This is a genomic window from Streptomyces sp. PKU-EA00015, assembly GCF_013387495.1.
Lineage (GTDB): Bacteria > Actinomycetota > Actinomycetes > Streptomycetales > Streptomycetaceae > Streptomyces.
The window spans coordinates 64,021-79,892 of sequence record NZ_JABZEE010000011.1 but is presented as its reverse complement, the minus strand read 5'-3'; the positions used below and the strand labels follow the sequence as shown (position 1 = coordinate 79,892).

Here is a 15,872-nt window from a genome sequence, read left to right as displayed (position 1 = left end):
ATCTGGTCCCTCGTCCACAGGGCCTGTGGATAACCAGATTGGCTGACGGTGCCGCCGGGCCTACCGTGGACCGTCGCCCGACGCGCGCAAGCGGAGTCAGGCGACACGTCTTGTCAGTGTCGTGCCGTAGAAAGAGTGCCACGGCAAAGGTCCGCGGAGCGGACGGGAGGAGGTGGCCGCGGGTGAGCATTTCCGAGCCCTTGGACGACCCGTGGGCGGCCGACAGTCCCGGGGACCGGCTTCCCGCCTCCCGCCGCCGCGGCAGCGACACCCGCCGTGATGACCAGCACGACCGTGGCCGGGAGAGCACCGGCTGGGACAGCGGTCCAGGTTTCGAGCGAGTGCCTCCGCAGGACCTGGACGCCGAGCAGTCCGTCCTCGGCGGCATGCTGCTGTCGAAGGACGCCATCGCCGACGTGGTCGAGATCATCAAGGGTCACGACTTCTACCGGCCGGCACACGAGACCGTCTTCCAGGCGATCCTCGACCTCTACGCCAAGGGTGAGCCGGCCGACCCGATCACGGTCGCGGCCGAGCTGGTCAAGCGTGGTGAGATCACCCGCGTCGGCGGGGCCCCGTATCTGCACACGCTGGTCCAGTCGGTGCCGACCGCCGCCAACGCGTCGTACTACGCGGAGATCGTCCACGAGCGGGCAGTGCTGCGCAGGCTCGTGGAGGCCGGCACCAAGATCACGCAGATGGGATACGCGGCCGACGGCGACGTCGACGAGATCGTCAACTCCGCCCAGGCCGAGATCTACGCCGTCACCGAGCAGCGGACCAGTGAGGACTACCTGCCGCTCGGCGACATCATGGAGGGCGCTCTCGACGAGATCGAGGCGATCGGCTCGCGCAGCGGTGAGATGACCGGTGTGCCGACGGGCTTCACCGACTTCGACTCCCTGACGAACGGCCTGCACCCGGGCCAGATGATCGTCATCGCCGCCCGTCCCGCGATGGGCAAGTCGACTCTGGCCCTGGACTTCGCGCGTGCGGCCTCGATCAAGAACAACCTGCCCAGCGTGATCTTCTCCCTCGAAATGGGGCGCAACGAGATCGCGATGCGTCTGCTGTCGGCGGAGGCGCGTGTGGCGCTGCACCACATGCGCTCCGGGACGATGACGGACGAGGACTGGACCCGTCTGGCGCGCCGGATGCCCGACGTCTCCCAGGCCCCGCTCTACATCGACGACTCGCCCAACCTGTCGATGATGGAGATCCGTGCCAAGTGCCGCCGCCTGAAGCAGCGCAACGACCTGAAGCTGGTGGTCATCGACTACCTCCAGCTGATGCAGTCGGGCGGCTCCAAGCGCGCAGAGAGCCGCCAGCAGGAGGTCTCGGACATGTCGCGAAACCTCAAGCTCCTGGCCAAGGAGCTGGAGATCCCGGTGATCGCGCTCTCCCAGCTGAACCGTGGCCCCGAACAGCGCACCGACAAGAAGCCGATGGTCTCGGACCTGCGCGAATCGGGTTCGATCGAGCAGGACGCCGACATGGTCATCCTGTTGCACCGCGAGGACGCGTACGAGAAGGAGTCCCCGCGCGCCGGCGAGGCGGACCTGATCGTGGCGAAGCACCGTAACGGCCCGACGGCCACGATCACGGTGGCGTTCCAGGGCCACTACTCGCGCTTCGTGGACATGGCCCAGACGTGACGCGCGGCGCCTGCGGGCGTGACCCGCGTGCCCCCGGGCCGCGGCCGGCGGCACGCGAGCCGGTCAGGCCGGCGACATCAGTTCGTAGAGGTTGCCCGAGTCGTCGGTGAAGTACAGGCCGCGGGCCGCGAGCGGGTGGTCCGTGCGGCCGTTGTCCGGCGTGGACGGATCGTTGCCGTAGGGGACCGCCGCCTCGCGCAGGCGCGTGAGAACCGCGTCGAAGGTCGCCGGGTCCACGTCGAAGGCCAGGTGCGTGCCCAGCGGCTCCGGGACGCTGAGGTAGTCGAGGGTCAGGGACTCGTTGACGCGGACCGGGGCGAAGTGCCGGTCGGGACCCTCGTACGGGAGCCCCATGACGGTCGCGAAGAAGCGGGCGGCGCGCTCGTTGTGGGCAGCCGGGACGATGGTGTGGTTCAGCGTGATCGGCATGGGACCTCCTCAGCCGGTGGACGCGAGGGCGCCGTGCAGAAAGACGTCGACGACCGGGCCGATGTCCTGTGGGCTTTCCTGGGTCGAGGTGGTGAAGAGCAGGCCGAAGAAGAGCTGGGCCAGTTGTCGCGGCGGGGGGCGGAGCGAGTCCCCTTCGGGTGCGAAGAGGTCGGCGATGGCGTCCGTCGCCGCGTTCACGCCCGCCTGCCGGTCGTGTGGCCTCGTGCCCGGGCGGCCGGCGGCACCGCTTCGGCCCTCGGTGGCGTGCAGGGCGCCCATCACGGCCCCGATGCGGTCCACATGGGCGCGCAGCGCCTCCGCGGCCTGGGCGAGACGGGCGGCGAGAGGCTGGTCCAGTGGGATGGACCGGATTTCGGCCAGGGACGTGCCCGGGTCCATGGCCTCGGCGATGCAGGCGTCCCAGCATGCGGAGTGAGCACTCACTCCGTCAACGGGGACCGGCTTATTCGGTCGACGGAGCGCCCGTGCACCGATAGACCTGCCGCATGACCTCATCCTGGGAAGAGCTGCTCCCCACCACCCGCAGGGCTCTCCTGCACCGCATCGCCGTCGCGCAGAGCGAGGGACGGACCCCCTCGTTCGTCGGAGCCGTCCTGAGGGACGGCCGTCTGGTGTGGACGGGCGCGCGCACCTGCGTCGACGGCCATGCACCCGACGCCGATACGCAGTACCGCATCGGCTCGATCACCAAGACCTTCACCGCGGTTCTCGTGATTCGGCTGCGTGACGAGGGGCTGCTGGATCTGAGCGATCCGCTGGAGAAGCATCTGCCGGGCACGGGTGTCGGAGAGGTGACCATCGCTCAGCTCCTCGGTCACAGCGCGGGTTTGAGTGCCGAGTCCCCGGCCCCCTGGTGGGAACGGACTCCCGGCACCCTGCGCCCCGAACTCGCCGATGTGCTGGGCGACAAGGCACGGATGCACCCTCCAGGCCGTCGGCACCACTACTCCAACCCCGGCTACACGCTTCTCGGTTCACTCGTGGAAGCCGTACGCGGCGTTCCGTGGGAGCAGGCCCTTCGGACGGAGATCCTCGATCCGCTGGGGCTGGCCCGGACGAGTGCGCAGCCGCAGGCGCCGCATGCGGGCGGCTGGGCCGTCCATCCGTGGGCGGATGTCATGCTTCCCGAGCCCGTCGAGGACCTGGGGCTGATGGCCCCCGCCGGACAGTTGTGGTCGACCGCGGCGGACCTCTGCCGGTTCGCCTGGTTCCTCGCCGAGGGGGACGAGCGGGTGCTGAGCGCCGCTTCCGTGCGCGAGATGCGCACGCCCTCGGTGCCCGCGGAGGCGGGAGACTGGAACAGCGGCTATGGCCTGGGCATGCAGATCGTCCGCAACGAGGAGCGCACGCTCGTGGGACACGCGGGCTCCCTGCCGGGGTTTCTCGCAGGGCTGTGGACGAGTGTGGACGACGGCGTCGCCGCGGTGGCGCTGACCAATGTGACGTCAGGGCCGCTTGCGAGCACGGTAGCCGCCGATCTCGTCCGGATCGTGGCGGATGCCGAGCCCCGGATGCCCGCGCCGTGGCGACCGCTGCCCGACGTCGACCAGGATCTGCTGGCCCTCACGGGTCCCTGGTACTGGGCTACGTACGCCTACGGGCTACGCCTTGTCGGCGATCGCGGTCTCGAGCTGGAGCCTCTGCGTGGGGACGGCCTGCGGTCCCGCTTCGTGGCCGGGCCCGAGGGCGAGTGGACGGGGCTGGACGGTTACTTCGCAGGGGAGACGCTCACGGTGGTGCGCCGTGAGGACGGGGCCGTGAGCCACCTGGACCTGGGATCGTTCGTGTTCACGCGTGAACCCTATGAACAGGGCGACGCGGTGCCCGGCGGTGTGGACGAGGACGGGTGGCGCGGCCTCTGAACCCTCGGTGTTTCACGTGAAACGGGCCGACCCGTGCCAGACGGGTCGGCCCGTTCTCGCCGCCGCGCGCGCGGCGACTCCTGTGCTCAAAGGGTCAATTTGAACCCGATGTGGGAGGGCTCGAAACCGAGGCGCTCATAGAAGCGGTGGGCATCGGTCCGGGTGACGTCGGACGTGAGCTGGACCAGTTGACAGCCCAAGCCGCGGGACTTCTCGACGGCCCACTCGATGAGCTGTGTGCCGAGCCCGCTGCCGCGCTCGTCGGCATGGATCCGGACGGCCTCGATGATCGACCGGGTGGTGCCGCGCCGGGAGAGACCGGGGATGACCGTCAGTTGGAGTGTGCCGACGACCCGGCCGTCCCGGACGGCGACGATCGGGTGCTGGTGGGGGTCCGCGGCCAGCCGCTCGAACGCCGCGGTGTACGGAGCGAGGTCGTCGGGCGATTCGCGCTGGGCGCCCAACGGGTCGTCGGCGAGCAGCGCCACGATCGCCGGGATGTCCTCGACGGCCGCCGGGCGTATGTCCAGATCACTCATGATCCGCAGACTACGCGGGGACCCGCAGCTCTTCGACGGTCTTGACGAGCGGAGCGAGCTCCGGGTTCTTGGCGGCTTCGTCGAGCGCCTCTCGCAGCGCGGTGTCGTTCGTCGGCCGCGCCTCGGCGAGCAGTGCCAGGCCGGCTTCGGTGACATCGGTGTAGATGCCACGGCGGTCCGTGTCGCAGAGGTACCGGGTCAGCAGCCCGCGGTCCTCGAGCCGGGTGACCAGTCGGGTCGTGGCGCTCTGGCTGAGGACGACAGCGTCGGCGACCTGCTTCATCTGCAGATGCCCGCCCGGCCCGCTGTGCTGCCGGCTGAGCACGTCGAGCAGCGAGAACTCGCGCATGCTCAGTCCGTGCCGGGACTCCAGAGCCCGCTCGATGTGGGCCTCGATCTTTCCGTGCAGCAGCGAGAGGGCGCACCAGCCCTGTGCGAGGGCCGTGAGGGCGGGGTCGGTCGCGGTCATCTGTCTCCTCCTCGGTGCCGTTCGGGGCTCTCCATCAGAGTAGACGATGACCGCAAAAGTCCGCGCTTGCAGCTAACCCGCGTATGCAAGATCGTCGACAAGGCGCACTCGCAATATCTGACCGCGCTCGCGCTCCTGCTCGCCCGGCGGATGACGTACCGCCGTCGCGGTGGGCCGGCGATCGGCCCTCAGCCCGCCGCGACGGTCAGCGGTGCGAACCGCCGGGTCCAGTCGCCCGGCAGCGCGGGGATGGCATAGGTCATCACCGCGTTGAAGGCGATCGGCTCCAGGCCCTGTGACTTCGTCCAGGTGAGCAGATCCTCGTGACGTACGTCGATGTCGGTGCGCAGCGGGCGGTCCGTGTTCGCCGCGAGTGAGGTGAGCAGGGCCTTTGCCGTCTCGGTGTCCTTGGCGATCAGGGGGCCGACGACGTGCGTCGCCATGTTCGGCCAGGCAGCCGCGTACCCGGTCAGCACGCCGTCCTGCTCGGCTACCCGGAGCTGGTCGGCGAAGGCCGGGAGGCGGGTGATCAGGTGGGTGCGGTCCACGCCGAAGATCTCGGCGTCCAGGCGCACCAGGGCAGGCATGTCCTCCGCTGTCGCCGGGCGGGTCGGCACCGTGGCAACCGGGTCGGTGGCGGTGAAGCGACCTCGGACCATCTCCGCCCGGCCGGTGGTGACGAAGCCCAGTTCCTCGTAGAGCGGCTGCCCGTTGGGCGTGGCGTGAAGGGTCAGCGGGGTCTCCCCGGCCTCTGCCAGTACGTGCTTCATCAGTCGGCGCCCGATGCCCTGACGGGCGAATCGCTCGGCGACGAGCACCATGCCGATCGCGGCGAGGCCGGGGCCGTACGACGTCAGCACGCAGGCGGCCACCAGCCCCTTGCCCGCCGGATCGTCGATCCCGTACCCCGTGCCGGCCGTCAGCAGCAGACCCCACTTGTGATCCTCGCGTGGCCAGCCGCGGTCCTCCGAGAGGTCGGCACAAGAGACGAGGTCATCGATGGTCAGGCGCCTGATGGGCAGTTCGGAGAGCGGAGTCGACATGGGGTCAGGCTGTCTGACGCACTGATCGTCCGTCCACCGTTTCAGGGGAAGTGACGGAGGCCCGCGAACGGCGACCGCGCCGGATGGTTCCCCACGGCTTGAGTACCGAAATCACCGTCATGAAAAGGTAGGCGGCCAGCGATACGGCGGGCCCCATCACGAGGTCACGCGGATCGGCGACCACCACACCCGAAGCGACGCTGCCGGCAGCCTCGTTGACGCCCGGTCGCAGGGCGAGGACCGAAGCAGTGGTCGTCGCCAGCGTCAGCCAGAACTTGATGAAGACCCACCAGTGGCGGGCGAGACCCCACTTGGTACCGAGGGACAGGAAGAGGCCGCTGAGGAGTGTGAGGAAGGCGAGGGGTAGGACGAGCCAGTCCGTGAAGACCTTCATGGAGCGGTAGGAGGCCTCGATCACCGGTACCGAGCCCGTGGTGAAGGCAGTGAGCGCAAGCGCGAGCAGGCCGAGAGTGAGCCCGAGCCAGCCCGCCGATGCGGCGACATGGACGACAAGGATTCCCCGGCGGACGGGGCGCTTGAGTGGTTTCACGTGAAACACCGTGCCGGGCAGCCGGGCGTCGGTCGTCTGACAGCGGGAGTAAGCGTCGATACTCGCGTCGGCGTACACGAGCCCACGGACATATGAATGGCCCGTGCGACGGTGAAGATCGCGGACCGGGTCTGTGCAGAGTTCGGGGTTGGCCTGGACGGGTGTCTTGCATACGGTGGTTCCATCTCCGCGGGGCCTGGGAGTTCATCCGGGGCGCACGAGGAGGGGGAGTGCAGGAGCTCCGGACGATCCGGATGCAGGGACGTGGTGGCATGGGAGCCTAATGGGAAAAGGGGTTCCGGTGCCCGGACTTTCGGCTCTTTGTCCCGGTTCTGGGAATCGGCTGCCATGCTGCGACAGCGGACGTCCGGGCAGAGTCTTCATCGGAGGGAACTCGTCCTGATACAGAGCATGGCCGCGGCAAGGACGAGTCGCGGCAGTGCTGGACAGCGCAGGTAAGTGCGGCACGTTCCGACTGGCGGACGTGCGCGAACCGACCGAAAGATGTTCGAGGCGAGGCACACCATGGAAGCTCCGGCCACCACGTCGGCCGACAACGGCGCGTCAGGCGACAACGGCGGAGGCGGTTGGTTCACCCCTCGCAGGCAACCGGCCGGTGGGGCGACCGGTGCCGAGGGTGCACCCACTCCCTCGCGACCCGGTCGGGAAGGGCAGGACGGCCGGGCGGAGGAGAGTGAGCCGAGCCGGCCCGCGGCTGTACCGACGCGCCCCGTGTCGGCGATACGCCCGGTCGGTTCCGGCTCGTCCCGCCGCAACCGGCCGCAGCTCTCGGTCGTACGGGACGTACCGTCGAGAGCCGCCCCCGAAGAGACCGATACCGAGCGGCCGACTGCGGCCGCGGAACCGGACCAGGACCCGGCCGCCGCGCCGGCCACCGCATCCGAGGCCGGCGCCCCGGGCGCGTCCGCACCCGATGCCGAGCCCGAGCACTCCCGGCCTGCCGCCGGACACGACCCGTCCCACGGGGCACCGGAACCGAGTGACATCCCGGTCCGGCAGGCGCCGTACGGCACCCGCGCCCCGAGCGACACGCCGGCGCCCGGTACGGCCCATGGCATCCCGCCCCAGCGCGCGCCCCACACGGCCCCCGCACCTCACGCCGCCCCCACGGACCACGACGCCCCGGCCTCCGCCACGGACCACTCCGACCCGTTCGGGCCGCCCCGTGCCTCCGCACCCGCCGAGCCCCCCGCGTCCCCCGACGCCGTGCTGATCCGGCGGACGATGGCCGAGATCGCGCCCGTGGCCGACCAGGTCACCTCGTACTTCTACGCCCTGCTCTTCGTCCGCCATCCCGAGCTGCGGTCCCTGTTCCCGGTCGCCATGGACACCCAGCGCGACCGGCTGCTCAAGGCGCTGCTGACCGCGGCCGAGCACATGGACAACGCGGCGGTGCTGACGGACTACCTCCGCAATCTCGGCCGCGGCCACCGCAAGTACGGGACGCAGCCCGCTCACTACCCCGCCGTGGGCGAGGCCCTGATCGGCGCCCTGACGCGGTACGCGACGGCCACGTGGGACGCCGAGACCGAGGCGGCCTGGGTCCGCACGTACACGACGATCTCCCAGATCATGATCGACGCGGCGGCCGATGACGAGCAGAACGCACCTGCCTGGTGGGATGCCGAGGTCGTCTCGCACGAGCTGCGGACCCCGGACATCGCGATCATCACGGTCCGTCCGGACCAGCCGTACAAGTTCCTCGCCGGGCAGTACACGAGCCTGGAGACGCCGTGGTGGCCCAGGATCTGGCGGCACTACTCCTTCGCCGGCGCGCCCCGGCCCGATGGGCTGCTGTCCTTCCACGTCAAGGCCGTCCCGGCGGGGTGGGTCTCCAACGCCCTGGTCCACCACGCCAGGCCCGGGGACGTACTGCGGCTCGGTCCGCCCGCCGGGTCGATGACCGTCGACCACACCACCGACAACGGTCTGCTCTGTCTGGGCGGCGGCACCGGCATCGCGCCCATCAAGGCGCTCGTCGAGGACGTGGCCACCCATGGCGAGCGGCGCACGGTCGAGGTCTTCTACGGGGCGCGCTCCGACCACGACCTGTACGACATCGACACCATGCTCCGGTTGCAGCAGACGCACCCCTGGCTGTCGGTCCGCCCGGTGGTCGACGACCGCGCGGAGTTCCCCTCGGCCGTGCGGGACCTCGGCCGGTACGGACCGTGGCACGGCTTCGACGCCTATCTCTCGGGGCCGCCCGGGATGATCCGCAGCGGTGTACACGCGCTCCGCGGCATCGGCATCCCGTACGACCGGATCCGGCACGATTCCCTGGAAGAGCTCGTGGCGGCGGCCGACTAGGCGACGCGGCGCGGCGCCGTCGTGGGCATCAGCCCAGGTCGGGGGCGTGCATCGCCCGCACGCCCTCGATGTTGCCGTCCAGGTAGTGGCGCAGGGAGAGCGGCACCAGGTGGACCGCGGCGATCCCGACCCTGCTGAACGGGACGCGTACGATCTCGTACTCCCCGCACGGCTCGTCGACCTCCGGACCGTGCCGCAGTGACGGGTCCATGGACTCCAGGCGGCAGACGAAGAAGTGCTGCACCTTCACGCCGGTCACGCCGCCGTCGGCGATGTGCTCGACCGTGTCCACGAAGCACGGCACCACGTCGGTGATCTTGGCCCCGAGCTCCTCGTGGACCTCACGGTGAAGGGCGTCGACGACGGTGGCGTCCTCCGGCTCGACGCCGCCGCCCGGCGTGAGCCAGTAGGGGTCGACACCGGGCTTGGTGCGCTTGATCAGGACGAGGTCGTTCCCGTCGAGCAGAATGGCGCGTGCGGTGCGCTTGACCACTGGTCGTTCGGTCATGGCAAGAGAGTGGCCCATGTCGCCGCTTCTGAAACTCCTGTGGCCCCTCGCGTGCCGCGCCTCACCAGTCCTCGGCCGCGCGCAACAGCTTCTCGTGGGCCTGCGCGACATGGGGGTGGGCCAGTGTCCCGGTGCGTATGACGAGGAAGTACGTACGCAGCGGGGGCACGGGAGGCTCGAGGAGGGTGACGACCCGGCCCTGTGCGAGCGCGTCCTCGCACAGGTAGCGCGGCAGGACGGCGAGGCCCGCGCCGGCAGCGGCGGCCTCCAGCACCGCGCGCAGATCGGGTGCGATGACGGCGCCGGCAGCGGCCGGAGGCGAGTCGAAGACGGCGTGCCAGTAGCGGGAGACGAGGGGCAGGGACTCGTGCACCTCCACGACCGGCAGCTGCTCGAGGACGACATGGTCCTCGCGGAGCTCGTCCGGCCCCAGGCGGGCCGCCCACCTGGGCGCGGCGACGAGGACGTGCTCCTCGTCGCACAGGGCGGTCGAGGCGAGCAGCCGTCCACGGGGCCGCGTGGTGGCGATGGCGACGTCGTGGTGGCCGGCGGCGAGACCTTCGAGGGTCTCCTCGGCGTTGCCGAACGAGGTGCGCAGAGCGAGGCCCCGGCCGATCAGAGGAGCGAGGGCGGGCAGGGCGCGCAGGGCGGTGAACTCGGGCGGTCCGGCGAGGTGGATCGTGCGGACCGGCGACTCGTCGTCGAGTCCGGCCTCGGCGATCTCCAGGAGGGCGTCCAGATGCGGGGCGGCCCGGTGGGCGAGTTCGTCTCCCATGGTGGTCGGGGTGACACCGCGGGCCCGGCGCAGGAACAGGGGGCGGCCGAGCTGTCGTTCGAGCGTGCGTATCTGGCCGGTGACGGCCGGCTGGGACAGGCCGAGCAGCGCCGCGGCGCGGGTGAAGGAGCCGGCCCGGTGCACCGTGACGAATGTGCGCAGCAGGGCCAGATCCATGCCATGTCCCTCTCTGTCCGACGTTGCGCCCGAACCCGGCCAACTATAAATAAGTCGATAGGTCTCTGTCGTCAGCGTGATTGGACACTGACGCACAGTCAACTAGCCTTGAACGCACGGTTCTCGGCGCACAGGAACGCGAGGAACCGGAACGGTCCGAGCCGCGAGGGGGGAGGCTCGGACCGTTCGCCAGAGCCGCCCGGTCCTCCACGGTGCCCTTCCGGCCGGGCCCTGTGCCCTAAGCGCCTGCCAGGGCCGTCAGCGGGCGGCCGCCTCGTCCAGCGCCCGCAGTACGTCGGCCACCAGGTCCTGGGCGTCCTCCGCGCCGGCGGAGAAGCGGACGAAGCCCTCGGGGACGGCGTCGCCGCCCCAGCGTCCCCGCCGCTCTGCCGTGGAGCGCACCCCGCCGAAGCTGGTGGCGTCGTCGACGAGTCGCAGCCCGTCCAGGAAGCGTTCCGCGTGCGCCCGGTCGGGCAGGACGAAGGAGACCACGCACCCGAAGCGCCGCATCTGCCGGGACGCGACCGCGTGCGAGGGGTCGGTGGCCAGTCCCGGGTAGCGCAGGCCGGTCACCTCCGGGCGTGCCCCGAGGGCCTGCGCGAGCGCCAGGGCGTTCGCGCACTGCCGGTCGGCACGCAGGTGCAGGGTGGCGAGCGAACGATGGGCGAGCCACGCCTCCATCGGTCCCGGAATGGCCCCGACGATCTTCCGCCAGCGCCGCACGCCTGCCGCCAGGGCGGTGTCGCGGCACGTCACATGACCGAGCAGGAGGTCGCCGTGTCCCGTCATGCCCTTGGTGTCGCTGGCCACCGAGAAGTCGGCGCCGAGATCCAGCGGCCGCTGACCGAGCGGGGTGGCGAGCGTGTTGTCGACGGCGACGAGCGCGCCGGCGGCGTGCGCGGCCTCGGTCAGGCGCCGTACGTCGCACACGTCGAGGCCGGGGTTGGACGGCGTCTCGATCCACAGCAGTCGTGCCCCGTCGAGGACGGACAGCTGTGCGTCGCCGCCGGTGGGGGCCGTGCGGACCTCGATGCCGTACGCCTGCAGCTGTTCACGGACCAGGGGCAGTGCCTGGTAGCCGTCGGAGGGCAGGACGACCGCGTCGCCGGACCGCAGCTGGGACAGGAGAACGGCGGAGACCGCCGCCATCCCGGACGAGAACGCGACCGTCTCGACGGCCTCTCCCGGCGCCTCCAGTTCGCTGATCGCCTGCTCCAGGCGGGTCCAGGTCGGGTTCTCGTCGCGGCCGTAGGTGTAGGGGCCGGTGGGCTCGCCCGGCAGATGGAAGTGGGCCGCGAAGACGGGGCCCGGCAGCGGCGGTTCGTACTTCACCGGATCGGGCAGCCCCGCCCGTACCGCTCGTGTGCCGTCTCCCCGGGGTGCACCGGTCATGCCGGCCGCTCCTGGGCCGCGTCTCGTGCGATGCCGGACCTCATACCGTGCTCAGTCCTTCTCGGGCAGGACGACGTTCAGCGCCCACGAGACGACGGAGATGATCAGGCCGCCCAGCACGGCGGTCCAGAAGCCCTCCACATGGAAGTTCAGATCGAGTTCGTCGGCGAGCCACGAGGTCAGCAACAGCATGAGCGCGTTGATGACCAGGGTGATCAGGCCGAGGGTGAGGATGAACAGCGGCAGCGTGAGCAGCTTCACCACAGGCTTGACGAAGAAGTTCACCAGGCCGAAGATCAGCGCCACCAGGATGAGGGTCCACGCCTTCTTGCCGGTGCTGTCACCGGTGAGGGTGATGTCCTGCAGGAGCCAGATGGCCACCAGCAGGGCCCCCGCATTGGCGATCGTCTTGACTAGGAAATTCATCATGTGTCTGATCGTGGCAGACGTATCGGGCCAAGGGCAGGGGCGGGCGGATGAAGGCATTCCGACTGGATGAGCTGGAGGCGGAACGCGCTGCCAACGAGGGCGCGTATCTGCAGTTCCTGCGGGAGCGGAACATGTCGGTCGGCCTCTACGCGCTGGACGCCGGACAGGTCGATCCGCAACTGCCCCACAACCAGGACGAGGTCTACTTCGTCGTCAGCGGCCGTGCCTCGATCACGGTGGGCATGGAGACCACCCAGGTCGGGCGGGGCAGTGTCGTCTACGTGCCGGCGGGGGTGCCCCACAAGTTCCATCACATCAGCGAGGACCTGCGGGTCATGGTGGTCTTCTCTCCCCCCGAGAGCTGATCCGGACCCGCACGGTCCCTAGGGGTTCACTCAGGGGACTTCAAGGGATCGCGGGCCCCCGGACACGGCCTCCCGCCGCCTAGCATCGAAGGCACGCAGTCGGAGAAACGAGGTAAGGACGATGGCCGTGCGGGAGATGTTCACGGGGATGCCCTGGTGGGTGAAGTGGATCGCGGTGCCTGTCATCGCCCTTGCCGTGTTCGGCGGTCTGATCACGAGCATCGTCTGGTTCGTGATCAGCGTCCTCTTCAAGGTGCTGCTCTTCGTCGCGCTGGTCGGCGGACTGGTCTTCCTCGTACGCAAGTTCATGGCGTCCTCGGGTTCGTCGCGCGAGGACTGGTGAGCGGGGCGCCGGACGTCCGTTAGCCCGGCCGGGGGAACGGGCCGGACAAAGCCCGCCCCGTGCCGGGTGCTGCCCTTAGAGTGGCAGGTCTCTGCCGCCCCCTCGGATATCTCTGCGCACCTGTGCGCCGGCCGGACCACCATGCCGGCCCGGGGCTGACCGCCTGTTCAGGCCGGCTGTTCAGGATCCGGGGTCGCGGCGGCCGCGCGGGGGCGGCCCCCGCGGGCGGGCACGCTGCCCGTCACCACGCCTGGGGGTGACCTGTGGCCGGGGCTACGAACGCCGCTGTCCCTACCCTGATCGGCTCCGTGCAGCGTGCGCTCCGGCTGCTGGAGGCGGCGGGGGCGCACGAGGGCGGAGCCCCCGCCAAGCAGCTCGCGCGTGAAGCCGGCATTCCGCTGCCCACCGCCTATCACCTGCTGCGCACCCTGACGCACGAGGAGTATCTCCGCCGGGACAAAGGCGTGTTCACGCTCGGAGACGCGATCGGCCGGCTGGCCGGGAGCGGGCGCGTGCGGAATCGTGGCCGCACCGTCGGGGACTCACTGACGCACTGGCGGGACGCGATCGGCGTCGCCGTCTGCTTGGCCGTCTACCGCGAGGGCGAGATCGCGCTCGTCGCGATCGCGGATTCGCCGTACACCCCGGCCGTCCGGGAACGGGCCGACTTCCGCGAGACCGGGCACGCCCGCGCGATCGGACAGTGCCTGCTCAACCGGCTCGACGAGGACACCCGCCGCGACCACCTCGACCGCCACCCCGTGCAGCCGGTGACGCCCCCTTCGGTGCGCGACCGGGCCGCGCTCCTGGAGCGGCTCGCACCCCTCGGGCGCAGGGAACCGGTCGTCCAACGCCAGGAGTACGCGCTGGGCACCGTCTGCACGGCCATCCCGATCACAGCGGGTGACAAGGCTGCGACGATGGCCATTTTCCCTCCCCGTGCACCAAGAGGCCAGGCTGGACTCGGCAGTTGAACAGCTACAGGCAAGGATCGGCGGCCTGTCGGCGTCGCTTGCGTTCTCTATCAGTATCTGAAATATCACTCCTTGTGATCTGCTGCCGCTTCCAGCACGATGGCGTCGACAAGGTCAAGAGAGCCGGCAGCGATCGTTCCTGGCCGTTTTCCTCTTTTCGTCAGCACGGTTCATTGATTGCTTCAGCTACTGCGAGGTACGTGATGCGCGAGTCGGTCCAGGCCGAGGTTCTGATGAGTTTTCTCGTTTCCGAGGAGCTGTCCTTCCGGATCCCGGTGGAGCTGCGCTACGACACGTCGGATCCGTACGCGGTGCGGATGACCTTCCACCTTCCCGGTGACGCGCCTGTGACCTGGGCCTTCGGCCGGGAACTGCTGCTCGACGGGATCAACACGCCGAGCGGGGACGGCGACGTGCACATCGCGCCGACCCGGCCCGAGGCGCTGTCGGACGTCCACATCCGCCTGCGCGTCGGAAGCGATTCCGCGCTGTTCCGCGTCGGTGCGCCGCCGCTCGTCGCGTTCCTCGACCGTACGGACAAGCTGGTGCCGCTCGGCCAGGAGCTCGCGCTGGGTGATTTCGAGGTCAGCCTGGAGGAGGCGCTCGGGCGCATCCTGGCCGAGGAGAACGCCGGTTGACGGCCGGTCACCGGCCGCCCGGCTACTTCTTGCGGCGCCGCCCCCTGCCGCCCCGCGCGGGCGCGGCCGCCTTGTCGACCGCCCGGCCCGGGCGGTCCGCGGACACGACCAGGGCGGCGAGCGCGGTGGTCAGGGGCACGGAGGCGACCAGACCGATCGAGCCCACCAGGGTCCGTACGATCTCCTCCGCCACCAGCTCGCTGGTGGCCACCGTGCCCACGCTGGACTGGGCGATCGAGAACAGCAGCAGCAGCGGCAGCGCCGCGCCCGCGTAGGCGAGGACGAGCGTGTTGACGACCGAGGCGATGTGGTCGCGGCCGATCCGGATGGCGGAGCGGTAGAGGGCACGCGCCCCCATGTCCGGGTCGGCCCGGTGCAGTTCCCACACCGCCGACGTCTGGGTCACGGTGACGTCGTCGAGCACGCCGAGCGAGCCGATGATGACCCCGGCGAGCAGCAGGCCGCTCATGTCGATGTTCGGGTAGAGGCCCTTGATCAGGCCGGTGTTGTCGTCGGTGTTGCCGCTGAGGCTGGCCCAGCCGATGAACAGCGAGCCGAGCAGGCCGATCAGCAGCAGCGAGATCAGCGTGCCCAGCACGGCGACCGACGTCCGCGCGGTGATGCCGTGGCACGAGTAGAGCGCGATGAGCATGATCGCGCTCGCCCCGACCAACGCGACGATCAGCGGATTCGCACCTTGCAGGATCGCGGGCAGGATGAACAGTGTCAGCACGGCGAACGAGACGGCGAGCGCGATCAGCGCCATCACGCCGCGCATGCGTCCGACCAGGACGACCACCACGGCGAAGATGCCCGCCAGCAGGGCCATCGGGAATCCGCGGTCCACATCGGTCACCGAGTACTGCAGATCGCGGGGCGCGTCCGGCGCGTACGCCACCACCACGCCCTGGCCCTCCTGCAGCTGCCGCGGCGCGTCGGGCTGGACGATCTCGACGAACCTCCGGCCCTTGTCCTTGCCGGTGGTGACCTCGACGGTGGCCTTTCCGCAGTCGCCCTGCTGCGCGGCGACCGCCTCGCGTCCCTGGGGCGTCGACGTGTCGCCCGTCGGCGGGACCTGGCCGGCGTTGACGTCCTTGCAGTCGACTCTCTCGACGCTCACCACCTTGCCCTGCTCGGTCTGCCGGTCGAAGCCGACCCCCGAGCGCTCGTGGCCGGGCGTCCCGCCCGGCCACAGCACGGCGAGGCCGACGAGAACGGCCGTCGCGAAGGGGATCAGCACCGCGGCGATGACCTTGCGGAGGTGCTGGGAGACGGGCGCTGCCGGCCCGTGACTGTGCACATGGCCGTGGTCGTGGCCCTGCTGTTCGGGATGCTGCGGCGATGAGGTCACGGACAGATCATCGCAAGAACG

General features: G+C 70.2%; 17 protein-coding genes and 1 pseudogene. 7 read left to right on the top strand and 11 right to left on the bottom strand.

All coding sequences use genetic code 11. The annotated features are described in order from the left end of the window. The first annotated feature begins 182 nt into the window (after positions 1-182). Positions 183-1,655: a replicative DNA helicase gene (gene dnaB / locus HW130_RS10990; protein ID WP_177149298.1), complete on the top strand. Its 1,473-nt coding sequence runs from the start codon at positions 183-185 to the stop codon at positions 1,653-1,655. 63 nt (positions 1,656-1,718) lie between these two features. Here dnaB and HW130_RS10985 read toward each other — a convergent pair whose 3' ends face one another. Both HW130_RS10985 and HW130_RS10980 read right to left on the bottom strand, forming a co-directional pair. Continuing rightward, positions 1,719-2,084: a VOC family protein gene (locus HW130_RS10985; RefSeq protein WP_177149297.1), complete on the bottom strand. Its 366-nt coding sequence runs from the start codon at positions 2,082-2,084 to the stop codon at positions 1,719-1,721. A gap of 9 nt (positions 2,085-2,093) precedes the next feature. Next, positions 2,094-2,528: a TetR family transcriptional regulator gene (locus tag HW130_RS10980; protein WP_177149296.1), complete on the bottom strand. Its 435-nt coding sequence runs from the start codon at positions 2,526-2,528 to the stop codon at positions 2,094-2,096. Between the two features lie 62 nt (positions 2,529-2,590). Here HW130_RS10980 and HW130_RS10975 point away from each other — a divergent pair, with 62 nt between their 5' ends. After that, positions 2,591-3,967 carry a serine hydrolase gene (locus HW130_RS10975; protein ID WP_177149295.1) on the top strand — a complete coding sequence of 459 codons (1,377 nt, stop codon included), beginning with the start codon at positions 2,591-2,593 and terminating at the stop codon, positions 3,965-3,967. Between the two features lie 86 nt (positions 3,968-4,053). Here the strand turns inward: HW130_RS10975 and HW130_RS10970 are convergent, their stop codons facing one another. From HW130_RS10970 to HW130_RS10955, 4 genes are all read right to left on the bottom strand, one after another. Next, positions 4,054-4,506, bottom strand: coding sequence for a GNAT family N-acetyltransferase (locus HW130_RS10970; RefSeq protein WP_177149294.1), 453 nt, complete (start codon positions 4,504-4,506; stop codon positions 4,054-4,056). Between the two features lie 10 nt (positions 4,507-4,516). Further along, positions 4,517-4,975 (bottom strand): MarR family winged helix-turn-helix transcriptional regulator, encoded by a 459-nt coding sequence (locus tag HW130_RS10965; RefSeq protein ID WP_177149293.1) that lies wholly within the window; start codon positions 4,973-4,975, stop codon positions 4,517-4,519. Positions 4,976-5,163: 188 nt separating this feature from the next. Further along, positions 5,164-6,018 (bottom strand): GNAT family N-acetyltransferase, encoded by an 855-nt coding sequence (locus HW130_RS10960; protein ID WP_177149292.1) that lies wholly within the window; start codon positions 6,016-6,018, stop codon positions 5,164-5,166. A 4-nt stretch (positions 6,019-6,022) separates the two neighbouring features. Beyond that, positions 6,023-6,568: a DUF2269 domain-containing protein gene (locus tag HW130_RS10955; protein ID WP_177149468.1), complete on the bottom strand. Its 546-nt coding sequence runs from the start codon at positions 6,566-6,568 to the stop codon at positions 6,023-6,025. 525 nt (positions 6,569-7,093) lie between these two features. Here HW130_RS10955 and HW130_RS10950 point away from each other — a divergent pair. After that, positions 7,094-8,899 carry a globin domain-containing protein gene (locus tag HW130_RS10950; RefSeq protein ID WP_177149291.1) on the top strand — a complete coding sequence of 602 codons (1,806 nt, stop codon included), beginning with the start codon at positions 7,094-7,096 and terminating at the stop codon, positions 8,897-8,899. 28 nt (positions 8,900-8,927) lie between these two features. Here the strand turns inward: HW130_RS10950 and HW130_RS10945 are convergent, their stop codons facing one another. From HW130_RS10945 to HW130_RS10930, 4 genes are all read right to left on the bottom strand, one after another. Continuing rightward, on the bottom strand, positions 8,928-9,407 hold the full coding sequence (locus HW130_RS10945; protein ID WP_177149290.1) for an NUDIX domain-containing protein: 480 nt from the start codon (positions 9,405-9,407) through the stop codon (positions 8,928-8,930). Between the two features lie 61 nt (positions 9,408-9,468). Beyond that, the gene (locus HW130_RS10940) at positions 9,469-10,359 is read right to left on the bottom strand and encodes a LysR family transcriptional regulator (RefSeq protein WP_177149289.1); all 891 of its coding nucleotides are present in this window, start codon (positions 10,357-10,359) and stop codon (positions 9,469-9,471) included. A gap of 258 nt (positions 10,360-10,617) precedes the next feature. After that, positions 10,618-11,751 (bottom strand): cystathionine gamma-lyase, encoded by a 1,134-nt coding sequence (locus HW130_RS10935; RefSeq protein ID WP_177149288.1) that lies wholly within the window; start codon positions 11,749-11,751, stop codon positions 10,618-10,620. A gap of 51 nt (positions 11,752-11,802) precedes the next feature. Beyond that, entirely contained in the window at positions 11,803-12,180 is a 378-nt protein-coding gene (locus HW130_RS10930) for a phage holin family protein (protein WP_177149287.1), read from the bottom strand. A gap of 47 nt (positions 12,181-12,227) precedes the next feature. Here HW130_RS10930 and HW130_RS10925 point away from each other — a divergent pair, with 47 nt between their 5' ends. The 4 genes and pseudogenes from HW130_RS10925 (at position 12,228) to HW130_RS10910 (ending at position 14,500) form a co-directional block, all read left to right on the top strand. Then, positions 12,228-12,545, top strand: coding sequence for a cupin domain-containing protein (locus HW130_RS10925; RefSeq protein WP_177149286.1), 318 nt, complete (start codon positions 12,228-12,230; stop codon positions 12,543-12,545). A 121-nt stretch (positions 12,546-12,666) separates the two neighbouring features. Continuing rightward, complete coding sequence (locus HW130_RS10920; RefSeq protein WP_177149285.1) at positions 12,667-12,888, top strand: DUF5326 family protein; 222 nt, start codon at positions 12,667-12,669, stop codon at positions 12,886-12,888. A gap of 263 nt (positions 12,889-13,151) precedes the next feature. Further along, a pseudogene (locus tag HW130_RS10915) lies at positions 13,152-13,923 on the top strand (IclR family transcriptional regulator). 142 nt (positions 13,924-14,065) lie between these two features. Then, positions 14,066-14,500 (top strand): SsgA family sporulation/cell division regulator, encoded by a 435-nt coding sequence (locus HW130_RS10910; protein ID WP_177149284.1) that lies wholly within the window; start codon positions 14,066-14,068, stop codon positions 14,498-14,500. 22 nt (positions 14,501-14,522) lie between these two features. Here the strand turns inward: HW130_RS10910 and HW130_RS10905 are convergent, their stop codons facing one another. Continuing rightward, the gene (locus HW130_RS10905) at positions 14,523-15,851 is read right to left on the bottom strand and encodes a YibE/F family protein (RefSeq protein WP_177149283.1); all 1,329 of its coding nucleotides are present in this window, start codon (positions 15,849-15,851) and stop codon (positions 14,523-14,525) included. Positions 15,852-15,872 lie beyond the last annotated feature (21 nt).

Coding starts and splice junctions, on each gene's coding strand:
- HW130_RS10985 (WP_177149297.1), bottom strand. CDS start 2,084: ATGCCGATCACGCTGAACCACACCATCGTCCCGGCTGCCCACAACGAG.
- HW130_RS10975 (WP_177149295.1), top strand. CDS start 2,591: ATGACCTCATCCTGGGAAGAGCTGCTCCCCACCACCCGCAGGGCTCTC.
- HW130_RS10970 (WP_177149294.1), bottom strand. CDS start 4,506: ATGAGTGATCTGGACATACGCCCGGCGGCCGTCGAGGACATCCCGGCG.
- HW130_RS10965 (WP_177149293.1), bottom strand. CDS start 4,975: ATGACCGCGACCGACCCCGCCCTCACGGCCCTCGCACAGGGCTGGTGC.
- HW130_RS10960 (WP_177149292.1), bottom strand. CDS start 6,018: ATGTCGACTCCGCTCTCCGAACTGCCCATCAGGCGCCTGACCATCGAT.
- HW130_RS10950 (WP_177149291.1), top strand. CDS start 7,094: ATGGAAGCTCCGGCCACCACGTCGGCCGACAACGGCGCGTCAGGCGAC.
- HW130_RS10945 (WP_177149290.1), bottom strand. CDS start 9,407: ATGACCGAACGACCAGTGGTCAAGCGCACCGCACGCGCCATTCTGCTC.
- HW130_RS10940 (WP_177149289.1), bottom strand. CDS start 10,359: ATGGATCTGGCCCTGCTGCGCACATTCGTCACGGTGCACCGGGCCGGC.
- HW130_RS10935 (WP_177149288.1), bottom strand. CDS start 11,751: ATGACCGGTGCACCCCGGGGAGACGGCACACGAGCGGTACGGGCGGGG.
- HW130_RS10930 (WP_177149287.1), bottom strand. CDS start 12,180: ATGATGAATTTCCTAGTCAAGACGATCGCCAATGCGGGGGCCCTGCTG.
- HW130_RS10925 (WP_177149286.1), top strand. CDS start 12,228: ATGAAGGCATTCCGACTGGATGAGCTGGAGGCGGAACGCGCTGCCAAC.
- HW130_RS10920 (WP_177149285.1), top strand. CDS start 12,667: ATGGCCGTGCGGGAGATGTTCACGGGGATGCCCTGGTGGGTGAAGTGG.
- HW130_RS10910 (WP_177149284.1), top strand. CDS start 14,066: ATGCGCGAGTCGGTCCAGGCCGAGGTTCTGATGAGTTTTCTCGTTTCC.